Source organism: Dietzia sp. HMSC21D01, from assembly GCF_001815995.1.
GTDB classification, from domain to species: domain Bacteria; phylum Actinomycetota; class Actinomycetes; order Mycobacteriales; family Mycobacteriaceae; genus Dietzia; species Dietzia cinnamea.
Map to the genome: position 1 here is coordinate 1 of NZ_KV823976.1, position 11,719 is coordinate 11,719.

Consider the following 11,719-nt stretch of genomic DNA (forward strand, 5'->3'; position numbering starts at 1 on the left):
ACGACGACCTGTCTGCGGCCACGGCGGTGGCCGCAGAGCGGATGGCGCCGGCGCAGGCCCGGGCCGACCGCGCCCGCGCCGAGCTGGAGGCAGCCGAGGAACGCGTGTCCCGTGCCCGGGCTCGACTCGACGCCGTCCGGGCGGAGGAGGAACGGGAACGTAGGCGTGCTGATCTGGAAGGGGTCGAGCGCCTGCTGCGGACGCTGGAGACGCTCGGCGAGGAGTTGCGGGGCAAGGAGGCCGACCTCGCCGCGATCGCGGTTCCCGACGGCGCCGTCGAAGCCTGTCGCCGTGCCGACGACGCGCTCCGGCAGGCCGTCGCCCGGAGTGCGGCCAGCGCGCCCAGGGTGGAGATCGCCGGTGAGGGCGATGTCCGCGTGGCGGGGGAGAGCCTCGATGCGGGGACGGGGTGGACCCGCGACATCGTGGAGGAGACGGTCTTCGAGGTGGGCACGGTCTCCCTCACGGTCGTCCCCGCGGGCGACACGGAGGCGGTCAGGCGGGAGGAGAACGCCGCCCGCGCCGAACGTGACCGGCTCCTCGCCGACCTCGGCGTCGACTCCGTCGAGGAGGCGGATCTGCGCGCACGACGCGCCGAGGGCCTCCGGGCCGAGGTCACCGCGTTGAGGCGCCGTCGGGCGGACCTGCTCGGCGCCGACACCCCGCAGGATCTCGAGGACCGGCGGGCCGACCTGCTGGCTCTGCTGGCAGACGCGTCGGAGCCGACGGACGAGCAGGAAGGAGGGCCGGCGGCACCCGACGCCGACGGACCCGAGAAGTGCGGCGGGTCGACGGTGGACGACGCCGACGGGGCCGGGGACCCGGCGGAGGAGACCGCGGTCGCGGAACAGGCGCTGGCACGATGCCGGGCCGACGACCGCGCCGCGGATGTCGAGGCCGCGACCCTCCGGACCGAGCACGCGACCAAGGCGGCGTTGGCCGCCGAGGCGGCCGACCGGCTGGGCGAGTGCAGGGACGAGCTCAGCGCCGCGAGGGAAGCGGTCTCCGACCGGGATCTGGAGGAGGCCGAGGCGGAGACGCGCGAGCACGCACGGTCGGCGCGGGAGAAGGCGCAGCAGGCCAAGGCCGCCCTCGAGGACGCGCTCGCCGATGCACCGCCGGATCTGCTCGACAACGCGCTGGCCTCACTCGCCACACTCGCGGCGGAGGAACGCGACTCCGCCGCGGCGGTGGCGACGGCGCTCGGTCGGGTCAACGCGATCGGCGACCAGGGACGGCTCGAGGCGGTCGCGACCGCGGAGCGCGAGCTGAACGCGGCGGAGCGGGAGAACGCCGCTCTCTGGCGTCGGGCCCGCGCGGCGGACCTCCTCCACCGCACGCTCGTCGCCCGGCGCTCCGAGGCGTTGCTCGCCTACCAGGAGCCGTTCCACCGCGCAGTCGTCGACCTCGGGTCGCTCGTCTACGGGCGGGACTTCGACGTCCGGCTCGGCGAGGACCTGACGATCCTGTCCCGGCGGATCGGAGACGTCACGGTGGACTACGAATCGCTCTCCGGTGGTGCGCGGGAGCAGCTGGCGGTCATCGTCCGGATCGCCTGTGCGCGTCTCGTCGGAGACGACGGAGTCCCGGTGTTCCTCGACGACACCATGGGCTACACCGACCCGACGCGCAGGCTCACCATGGGTGCGGTCATCGCCGCAGCCGCGGCGACCTCGCAGGTGATCGTGCTCACGTGCGATCGCGCGCGCTTCGCCGGTATCGGGGGCGCCCGCACGCACGTGATGCAGCGATCGGGCGCGCCCGCCGGGTGAGCGCGGACCGATCGAGTGCGGGTGGCGGGGGAGAGCCTGGACACTCGGCGAAGGAATGTCGTGCTGTAATAGTCACATGAGTCAAACACGCTGGTTGAGCGACGATGAGCAGCGCATGTGGCGGCGGTACCGCGACGTCAATCAAGTGCTCGAGCTCGCGATGGAACGGCAGCTCCAGCGTGACGCCTCGATGTCCCAGTCCGATTACTCGGTGCTCGTGAGCCTCAGTGAGGGCAGCGAGCAGGGCCTGCGTGCGCGCGAACTGGGCGCGGCGCTGGGCTGGGACCGCAGCCGGGTCTCCCACCAGGTCCGTCGGATGGAGGGGCGCGGCCTGGTCGCCAAGGGCGAGTGCCCCGAGGACGGCCGCGGCACCGTCGTCACCCTGACCGAGGCGGGCGCCCAGGCGATCGCCGCCGTGGCCCCCAAGCACGTGGAGAAGGTCCGCGAGCTGTTCATCGACGAGCTCACGCCCGAGGAGGTCGGAATCCTCACCGACATCTTCGAGCGGGTCGTGAACCGCGTCGGGAAGGTCGACGGCATCACCCTGCCGCGGTGACGCCACGGTGACGCCGCGGCGGGGCGCTGATCAGGCGCGCCGCCCCGGACACGAGAAAGCCCCCTCCCTGTCCTGCGTCTGTGCAGGCGGGAGAGGGCTTTCCGTCGTGCCCCCGAAGGGAATCGAACCCCTGACCTTTGGTACCGGAAACCAACGCTCTATCCCCTGAGCTACGAGGGCGGGATACCGACCCGCGAGGGGCCGGAGGCCGTCTCGTGGACCCGCGTGGCGGATCCGGTCGAACAGCGAGACTGATCGTAGCACCGGGCCCGGGCGGACACCGCATCGGGTGGCCTCCGGCGCGGGTCGCCGTCGGGCCCGCGGGCTCCGATTCCCGGCTCGACGTGCCGACATCTAGGATGGGCAGACGTGACTCCCGCCGACCTCGCCGCCGTCATCCGCGCCGCCCTCATCGCCGTTCTCACCGAGCGCGGCGCCGACACGTCGGTCGTTCCGGAGACGGTGACCGTCGAGCGGCCCCGCAACCCCGAACACGGCGACTACGCGACCAACGTCGCGCTGCAGCTGGCCAAGAAGATCGGGTCGGCGCCGCGGGACCTCGCACAGGCGCTCGCGGACGCGTTGGCGCAGGACCCGGGCGTCGCGTCGGCGGAGATCGCAGGTCCCGGATTCCTCAACATCCGGCTCGACTCGGGTGCCCAGGGCTCGCTCGTCGCCACGGTGCTCGAGAAGGGGGAGCGGTACGGCTACGGCGACGCGATGGCCGGCCGACGGGTCAATCTCGAGTTCGTCTCCGCGAATCCCACCGGCCCCATCCACCTGGGGGGTACCCGGTGGGCGGCCGTCGGTGACGCGCTCGGCCGCGTCCTGGAGGCCTCCGGCGCCGCGGTCACCCGGGAGTACTACTTCAACGACCACGGTGCCCAGATCGACCGGTTCAGCCGTTCGCTGGCCGCTGCTGCACGTGGCGAGGAGACCCCGGAGGACGGGTACGCCGGGGCCTACATCCAGGACATCGCCGCGCAGGTGATGACCGCGCATCCGGGCGTCCTCGACATGCCGGAGGACGAGGCGCTGGAGACCTTCCGCGCGGCCGGGGTCGACCTGATGTTCTCCCACATCAAGAAGTCGCTCGCCGAGTTCGGCACCGTCTTCGACGTCTACACGCACGAGAATTCCATGTTCACCTCAGGCGCTGTCGACCGGGCGATCGAGACGCTCAAGGGCAACGGCAACCTGTACGAGTCCGAGGGCGCATGGTGGCTGCGTTCCACCGCGTTCGGGGACGACAAGGACCGTGTCGTCCTCAAGTCCGACGGCGACGCCGCCTACATCGCCGGCGACATCGCCTACTTCCTCGACAAGCGCGAGCGTGGATTCGACCTGTGCATCTACATGCTGGGCGCCGACCATCACGGGTACATCGCACGACTCAAGGCGGCCGCCGCGGCGCTGGGCGACGATCCGGCGACGATCGAGGTGCTCATCGGCCAGATGGTCAACCTCGTCCGCGACGGTGAGCCGGTGAAGATGAGCAAGCGGGCGGGCACGGTCATCACGCTCGACGACCTCGTGGACGCGATCGGTGTCGACGCCGCGCGCTACGCGCTGATCCGCTCCTCGGTCGACCAGACCATGGACATCGACCTGAAGCTGTGGACGTCGGCGACCAACGACAACCCCGTCTTCTATGTGCAGTACGCGCACGCCCGTCTCTGCTCCCTCGCGCGCAACGCGGCCGACCTCGGGGTCACCACGGAGGGCGCGGACCTGGCACTGCTCGTCGAGGACCGCGAGGGCGCCCTCATCCGCACCATCGGCGAATTCCCCCGGGTAGTCGCCAGCGCCGCGGACCTGCGCGAGCCGCACCGCGTCGCGAGGTACCTCGAGGAACTGGCCGGCGCTTACCACCGCTTCTATGACACCTGCCGGGTCCTGCCGATGGGCGACGAGGAGCCCGGGCCCCTGCACGCGGCCCGGCTCGCGCTGAGCTCGGCGACCCGGCAGACGCTGGCCAACGGCCTCCGCCTCATCGGCGTCACCGCCCCGGAGAGAATGTGAGCGCGCATCCCGCGGGCACCCGACACGAGGTCCCGCACGCCCCCGGTATCGCCGAGCGGCCCGCCGACGCCGACGACCTCATGGCACTGGCCCCGTCGGTCTGGCCGCGGGGCGCCCGTCGACGCGACGACGGCGTCGTCGAGATCGCCGGCGTGCCGGTGACCGAGCTGGCCGCCGAGTTCGGCACGCCGCTGTTCGTGATCGACGAGGACGACTTCCGGTCGCGCTGCCGCGAGATGGCCGACGCGTTCGGCGGAGCGGAGCGAGTGCATTACGCGTCCAAGGCGTTCCTCACCACCGAGACGGCCCGATGGGTCGCCGAGGAGGGACTCAGTCTCGACGTCGCCTCGGGGGGCGAGCTGGCCATCGCCCTGCGGGCGGGCTTCCCGCCGGAGCGGATCACCGTGCACGGCAACAACAAGTCGGCCGACGAGCTGCGGTATGCCGTGCGCAGCGGCGTCGCCCACGTGGTGATCGACGCGATGTCGGAGATCGAGCTGCTGGACCGGATCGCCCGCGAGGAGGGTGTGGTCCAGGACGTGTTCATCCGCGTCACCGTCGGCGTCGAGGCCCACACCCACGAGTTCATCGCCACCGCGCACGAGGACCAGAAGTTCGGTTTCTCTCTCGCCGGCGGCGCGGCGATGGAGGCGGTCCGCGCCGTCTTCGCCGCGTCGCACATCCGGCTCACCGGCCTGCACAGCCACATCGGCTCGCAGATCTTCGACATCGACGGCTTCGAGCTCGCGGCCCGCCGGGTCATCGGACTCCTGCGCGACATCGTCGACGAGTTCGGCACGGAACGCACCGCTCAGCTCGATCACCTCGACCTCGGCGGAGGACTGGGGATCAGCTACGTCCCCTCGGACGATCCGCCTCCTGTGGCCAGGCTCGCCGCCTCCCTCCGCGAGATCGTCGAGGGCTTCGCGCGTGACGCGGGGCTGACCCCTCCGACCCTGGTCGTCGAGCCCGGCCGCGCCATCGCCGGTCCCGGGACGGTCACCGTGTACGAGGTCGGTGTGGTCAAGGACGTCGACCTCGCCGGGGGCGAGCAGAGGCGGTACATCAGCGTCGACGGCGGCATGAGCGACAACATCCGCACGGCCCTCTACGACGCCGTCTACGACGCCCGGCTCGTGGGTCGTGCCTCGGGTGCCGAACCGGTCGTGTCCCGGCTCGTGGGCAAACACTGCGAGAGCGGTGACGTGGTGGTCCGCGACCTGTGGATGCCGGAGGACGCCGGCCCCGGCGACCTGGTGGCCGTCGCGGCCACCGGCGCGTACTGCTACTCCATGTCGAGCCGCTACAACCTGATCGGGCGTCCCGCGGTGGTCGCGGTGCGCGACGGGCGGGCACGACTGATGCTGCGCCGTGAGACCCTGGACGATCTGACGAGCCTGGAGGTGGGACAGTGAGCGACGTAACCGCGTCGGGCGTGCGACCCGTGGGAGTGGCGGTGCTCGGAATGGGCACCGTCGGAACCGAGGTCATCCGCTACATGACCGAGAACGCCGAGGCGCTGGCCGCCCGCATCGGGGCGCCCCTGGTCCTGCGCGGCGTCGCCGTCCGTGACCTGACCAAGGACCGCGGACTGGACCCGGATCTGCTCACCGCGGACCCGGCCTCGCTCGTCTCGCGCGAGGACGTCGACATCGTCGTCGAGCTCATGGGCGGCATCGACCTCCCACGTCCCCTCCTGCTCGAGGCGCTGCGTCACGGCAAGGCCGTGGTGACCGCGAACAAGGCGCTGCTCGCCGAGTACACCGACGAGCTGGCCGAGGCCGCGGACTCGACCCACACCGATCTGTACTTCGAGGCGGCCGTCGCCGGCGCGATCCCCGTCATCGGGCCCCTGCGTCGGTCGATGGCCGGCGACCAGGTCGAGCGCGTGGTGGGCATCGTCAACGGCACCACCAATTACATCCTGTCGGAGATGGGCTCGACCGGCGCGGACTACTCGGAGACGCTCGCCGAGGCCTCCCGGCTCGGCTACGCCGAGGCGGACCCGACGGCGGACGTCGAGGGCTACGATGCCGCCGCCAAGGCCGCCATCCTCGCCTCGATCGCCTTCCACAGCCGCGTGACCGCCGGGGACGTCTACCGCGAGGGCATCTCGCGCATCTCGCCCGACGATTTCGAGTCCGCGCGTGACATGGACTGCACCATCAAGTTGCTGGCGATCTGCGAGAAGCTGCGTCAGAGCGACGGCTCGGAGGCCGTCTCGGCGCGCGTCTACCCGGCCCTGCTACCGAACAGCCATCCGCTGGCCGCGGTCAACGGCGCGTTCAACGCGGTCGTGGTGGAGGCCCAGGCCGCCGGTCGCCTCATGTTCTACGGTCAGGGCGCGGGCGGCGCGCCCACGGCCTCCGCCGTGCTCGGCGACATGGTCGCGGCCGCACGCAACAAGGCCGGCGCAGGGCGCGCGCCCGGGGAGTCGACGTACGCCGCCCTGCCGGTGGCGAACATGGACGAGATCTCGACCCGGTACCACGTGCGCATGCGGGTCGCGGACAAGCCGGGTGTGCTCGCGCAGGTGGCCACTGAGTTCTCCACGCACGGGGTCTCGATCGCCCAGGTGCGCCAGACCGAGGTCGACGTGCCCGACGCCGAGACCGAGGACGTCGAGCCGACCGCCGAGATCACCGTTCTGACCCACCTGGCCACCGAGCGCGCTCTGGCGGACACCGTCGCCGCGCTGTCGGATCAGGACGCGGTCACCGCCATCACCAGCGTCATCCGTCTCGAGGGAGTGGACACCGAATGAGCAACACCCACCAGCCCGTGCACCGCCGGTGGCCCGGCCTCATCGAGGCCTACCGCGATCGCCTGCCGATCGGTTCCGACTGGGAGCCGGTGACGCTGTACGAGGGCGGCACCCCGCTCATCCACGCCACCCATCTATCCGCGGTGACCGGGTGCGAGGTGTACCTCAAGGTCGAGGGCCTCAACCCGACCGGCTCGTTCAAGGACCGCGGCATGACCATGGCGGTCACCGACGCCAAGGCACGGGGTCAGAAGGCGGTGCTATGCGCGTCGACGGGTAACACGTCGGCGTCCGCGGCGGCGTACGCGACCCGGGCCGGCATGGGCTGCGCGGTACTCATCCCGCAGGGCAAGATCGCCGCAGGCAAGCTCGCCCAGGCGGTCATGCACGGTGCGACGATCATCCAGGTGGACGGCAACTTCGACGACTGCCTGGAGTTGGCGCGCAAGACCACCGCCACCTACGCGGAGATCGGGCTCGTCAACTCCGTGAACCCGGTGCGTATCGAGGGGCAGAAGACCGCGGCGTTCGAGATCGTCGACGTCCTCGGCCGGGCGCCCGACCTGCACTTCCTGCCCGTCGGCAACGCGGGCAACATCACCGCGTACTGGAAAGGCTACACCGAGTACCACGCCGACGGCGTCATCTCGACCCGGCCGCGGATGATGGGTGTGCAGGCCGCGGGTGCGGCACCGCTCGTCGACGGCGCGCCGGTCAAGGATCCGGAGACCATCGCCACCGCCATCCGGATCGGCGCCCCGGCGTCGTGGGACGGGGCCGTGGCGGCGCGGGATGAGTCCGGCGGGACGTTCCGCAAGCGCACGGATGAGCAGATCCTCGAGGCGTACCGCACGGTCGCCGGCAAGGACGGCGTCTACGTCGAGCCCGCCTCGGCCGCGTCGGTGGCGGGCCTGCTCGACGCGCACGCGAACGGCGAGCTCGAGGCCGGGCAGACCATTGTGTGCACGGTGACCGGTAACGGTCTCAAGGACCCGGACACGGCGCTGCTGGGCATGCCCGAGGTCGAGCCCGTGCCGGTGGACCCCTCCGCGGTGGCCGGCGCTCTCGGTCTGCAGTGAGCGCCGTGGACGGTTCCGGCCCGGAGGTCTTCGGCAGTTCGGGCGGGCGCATCCTGCCCGTCGGCCGGACGGTGACGATCGAGGTCCCCGCCTCGAGCGCGAACCTCGGGCCAGGGTTCGACGCGCTCGGTGTCGCGCTCGCCCTGTACGACACCATCACGGTGACCGTCATCGCCTCGGGTCTCGAGCTCGAGGTCTCGGGGGAGGGCGCCGGCCAGTTACCGGAGGACGCCTCGCACCTGGTGGCCAAGGCCGTCGAGGCGGGTCTCCGGGCGGGCGGTGTCGGAGCGCCGGGCGTCCGGATCTCGTGCTCCAACTCCATCCCGCACTCGCGCGGTCTCGGATCGTCGGCCTCGGCCGCGGTCGGGGGACTGGTGGCGGCGAACGGACTGATGGACGGTGCGCTGTCCACCGACCATCTCGTGCAGCTGGCGAGTGAGTTCGAGGGTCACCCGGACAACGCCGCCGCGAGTGTCCTGGGCGGCGTCGTGGTCTCGTGGACCGAGCGGTCGTCCGACGGCGTCCACTACCGGGCCGTGCGCATGGAGGTCGACCCGTCGATCGTGGCGACCGTGCTGGTGCCGTCGGAGACGTCCTCGACCGCCCAGACCCGGGGCCTGCTGCCGGCGACCGTCCCACACGAGGACGCGGCGTTCAACGCGAGCCGCGCTGCGCTCATGTCGGTCGCCCTGGCCTCCCACCCCGAGCACCTGCTGGCCGCGACGGAGGACCGGCTGCACCAGTCGTACCGCGCGCCGGCCCTGGTCGGCACCACCGAGTGGGTCACCCGGCTCCGCGAGCGCGGGCTGGCCGCGACGGTTTCCGGTGCGGGCCCGACCGTGTTGGTGCTCGGCACCGGCGCGCTCCCCTCGGATCTGCGGGAACTGGCCGAGCGGCAGGGGTGGACGGTCCGGGACCTGGAGATCGCGGACGGCGCCCGCGTCGTGGCGGCCGGCTGACCGGCGTCAGCGCGGCGCGATCGTCGTGACCTGGTAGTCGCCCGCGGCGTGGCGGGCGCGGATCCGGATCTTGTCGAACTTCCCGACGGTGGTCTGGGGGATGTTGTCGACGAACGCCCAGTGATCGGGGCGTTTCCACGGCTCGACGAGCCCGTCGAGCCCGTCCCACAGCGAGCGGGCGGTCGCGGTGGCGCCGGCCTTGAGACGCACCAGCACGAGGGGCCGGTTTCCCCAGCGCTCGTCGGGCACGCCGACGACCGCGACCTCCGCGACCCGGTCGTCGCGCAGCACCGCGTGCTCGAGTTCGACGGTGGAGATCAGCTCGCCGCCGGAGGCGATGATGTCGTCGACCCGGTCGACCACGTCGAGGTAGCCCCTCGGCGAGATGGTGCCCACGTCGCCGGTGCGGAGCCATCCGTCGACGAACCGGTCGGACGCCTCGTCCCCGAGGTATCCGGCGGTGACCCACGGTCCGCGGATCTGGAGTTCGCCGGCGGACCACCCGTCGTTCGGCTGGACCCGGTCGCCATCGACGAGGCGGGCCTGGACGCCGGCGGGGAACCTGCCCTGGCCGAGCATCTGTGCGCGTCGGTAGGTGGCCGACGAGTGCGGGTCCGGGCGGGCGAACGTGGCGATCGGGCTGGATTCGGTGAGGCCGTAGGCCTGCATGATCGTGACGCCGTGGCGCTTGACGAACGCGTCGAACAGCGCCTCGGGCACGGGGGAGCCGCCGACCAGGACCTCGCTGAGGTGGCCGATCTGTTGGGGGTTCGTCTCGAGGCGTTGGAGGAGACGTTGGAGGGTGGCGGGGGTGGTCGCCATCTTGTTGGGTCGGTAGGTGCCGAGGAGCCCGGCGACGTCGGCGCCGGTGCTCATGACCTTCCCCGGGCGCGGCCTGGCGGTGATGACGCCCGCGCCGGACATGAACGCCGCGTAGGGGAGTCCCCACGACATGACGTGGTACATGGGGATGGTGGTCAGGACGGTGTCGCCGCTGCGCAGCGCCGCGCTCTCGGCCATGCACATCTGCATGGAGTGGAGCCAGATGGACCGGTGGGTGTAGGCGACGCCCTTGGAGGCGCCGGTGGTGCCCGACGTGTAGGCGATGGCCGCCGCGGAGCGCTCGTCGAGTTCGGGCCACGGGTAGGTGGTGGGTTGCCCGTCGAGGAGGGCCTCGAGGGCGTGGACCTCGGCGCGCAGGTCACCGGGGGCGGAGGAGACGGTGGCGTCGACGACGACGACGTGGCGCAGCGTCTCGACCTGTGCGGCCACGGCGTACGCCGAGGGGAGCAGTTCGGGATCGACCAGGACCACCTCGACCCGGTTGTCCCTCAGGGCGGAGAGGATGAAGTCCTGGGAGCGGAGGATGTTCACGGGGAGTGCGACGGCGCCCATGGCCGGCAGCGCGAACATGAACTCGACGACCTCCGTGCGGGCACCGGAGAGGATGCCCACCACGTCGCCGGGGCGCACGTCGAGGCCGGCGAGCGCGTGTGCGGTGGCGGCGGCGCGGGAGGTGACGACGTCGAAGCGGACGGGCCGTGGCTCCAGGTCTCCGACGAATCCGGTGACGGTGGAACCGCCGTGTCGCTCGGCGGCGTGCTCGAGGATGCGCGAGACGAGCAGCGGCGTGTCCGCCATGGTTCCGAACACGGTCACCTCCACGTCGTGCGCCCTCCGGTGTGGTGTACGTTACCGGCCCGGGAGACCGCCCCTCGCTCCGGTCGCGACCCGCGCGAGGGGGATGTGCACGAGATCGGTATCCGAGTAGTATGCTGGTCCTCAGTCACGGGCGCCCGGTCGTCCCCGCGTCCCGAGTCATCCCACTTCCATTCCCGCCGCAGCAGGTCGGTATGGCGTGGGTCGGTCTCGGTCGGAGCGGCCGATCGGCGAGTGACGTACAGGGATCCCCCGCATCGGGCGGTTCTCCCCTCGCGTGGATCCCCCTTCAGACGAAAGATCCGTGCCCGGCCATGGTGCCGGTGCGGAAGGCCCACGTGGCCACCCCGGGACGCCGAGTCCGCTTCCCGGACACCTGCTCGATGCGAGGCGGAACCCACCGCCCCGGCCCCGGGCCCAGAAAGGATCCTTGTGACCTCGACGGACACCACCTCCACCCCGCCCCAGGGTGCCGCGTTGTCGGCGATGCGACTGCCCGAGCTCAAGGCACTGGCGCAGCAGATGGGCCTCAAGGGCCTGTCGGGTAAGCGCAAGGGCGACCTCGTCGCGATGATCGAAGGCGCGCGGGGCGGCCGCCCCGCTCAGTCCGACGCACCGCGCCGCGCCGAGACCCCGCGCCAGGCTGAGACCCCGCGCGAGGCAGAGGCCACGAGCCGGGCGGACGCACCGCAGCAGGCGGACGCGCCCCGCCGCGAGGAGTCGCAGGCGCGGTCCGAGTCCTCCTCGGCCGAGGGATCGGCACCGTCGACGGGCACGGGTCGAAGGGGACGCGGCAACCGCGCGGACAACGCGGGGGAGAACGCGCGCAACGGCGCCGACGGCGGCGAGTCCGCACCGGCGGGCGACGAGGGCGGCTCCCAGGGCGACGGACGCGCCCAGGGCGACCG

General features: G+C 71.9%; 9 protein-coding genes and 1 tRNA gene. 8 read left to right on the forward strand and 2 right to left on the reverse strand.

Annotated features, from left to right (window positions below; all coding sequences use genetic code 11):
• Both HMPREF3086_RS11350 and HMPREF3086_RS11355 read left to right on the forward strand, forming a co-directional pair.
• Positions 1-1,772, forward strand: a 1,772-nt coding sequence (locus tag HMPREF3086_RS11350; RefSeq protein ID WP_070721950.1) for an ATP-binding protein, incomplete at its 5' end; no start/stop codon positions are given.
• A 76-nt stretch (positions 1,773-1,848) separates the two neighbouring features.
• The gene (locus HMPREF3086_RS11355; RefSeq protein WP_070721951.1) at positions 1,849-2,328 is read left to right on the forward strand and encodes a MarR family winged helix-turn-helix transcriptional regulator; all 480 of its coding nucleotides are present in this window, start codon (positions 1,849-1,851) and stop codon (positions 2,326-2,328) included.
• A 107-nt stretch (positions 2,329-2,435) separates the two neighbouring features.
• Here HMPREF3086_RS11355 and HMPREF3086_RS11360 read toward each other — a convergent pair.
• Positions 2,436-2,508: transfer RNA gene (locus HMPREF3086_RS11360), tRNA-Arg, on the reverse strand.
• A gap of 189 nt (positions 2,509-2,697) precedes the next feature.
• Between HMPREF3086_RS11360 and argS the strand changes: the two genes are divergently transcribed.
• Genes argS through thrB form a run of 5 tightly spaced genes read left to right on the forward strand, consistent with a single transcriptional unit; the run spans position 2,698 to position 9,152 of the window.
• Positions 2,698-4,350, forward strand: a complete 1,653-nt coding sequence (gene argS / locus HMPREF3086_RS11365) for an arginine--tRNA ligase (protein WP_070721952.1) — start codon at positions 2,698-2,700, stop codon at positions 4,348-4,350.
• Complete coding sequence (gene lysA, locus HMPREF3086_RS11370) at positions 4,347-5,765, forward strand: diaminopimelate decarboxylase (protein ID WP_007628479.1); 1,419 nt, start codon at positions 4,347-4,349, stop codon at positions 5,763-5,765. Before argS ends, lysA begins: the two co-directional genes overlap by 4 nt.
• Entirely contained in the window at positions 5,762-7,114 is a 1,353-nt protein-coding gene (locus tag HMPREF3086_RS11375) for a homoserine dehydrogenase (protein WP_070721953.1), read from the forward strand. The genes lysA and HMPREF3086_RS11375 overlap by 4 nt, the downstream gene beginning before the upstream one ends.
• Positions 7,111-8,193 (forward strand): threonine synthase, encoded by a 1,083-nt coding sequence (gene thrC, locus HMPREF3086_RS11380; protein WP_070721954.1) that lies wholly within the window; start codon positions 7,111-7,113, stop codon positions 8,191-8,193. Before HMPREF3086_RS11375 ends, thrC begins: the two co-directional genes overlap by 4 nt.
• Positions 8,190-9,152, forward strand: coding sequence for a homoserine kinase (gene thrB, locus HMPREF3086_RS11385; RefSeq protein ID WP_070721955.1), 963 nt, complete (start codon positions 8,190-8,192; stop codon positions 9,150-9,152). The genes thrC and thrB overlap by 4 nt, the downstream gene beginning before the upstream one ends.
• A 6-nt stretch (positions 9,153-9,158) precedes the next feature.
• On the opposite strand, the gene HMPREF3086_RS11390 is transcribed toward thrB, so the two are convergent.
• On the reverse strand, positions 9,159-10,811 hold the full coding sequence (locus tag HMPREF3086_RS11390; protein WP_246830974.1) for a long-chain-fatty-acid--CoA ligase: 1,653 nt from the start codon (positions 10,809-10,811) through the stop codon (positions 9,159-9,161).
• Positions 10,812-11,243: 432 nt separating this feature from the next.
• On the opposite strand from HMPREF3086_RS11390, the gene HMPREF3086_RS11395 reads away from it, so the two are divergent.
• The coding region (locus HMPREF3086_RS11395; protein ID WP_210401866.1) for a Rho termination factor N-terminal domain-containing protein at positions 11,244-11,719 on the forward strand (476 nt) is incomplete at its 3' end.

Bases quoted from the DNA above. Each gene is read 5' to 3' on its own strand.
- HMPREF3086_RS11355 (WP_070721951.1), top strand. From the start codon at position 1,849: ATGAGTCAAACACGCTGGTTGAGCGACGATGAGCAGCGCATGTGGCGG.
- thrC (WP_070721954.1), top strand. From the start codon at position 7,111: ATGAGCAACACCCACCAGCCCGTGCACCGCCGGTGGCCCGGCCTCATC.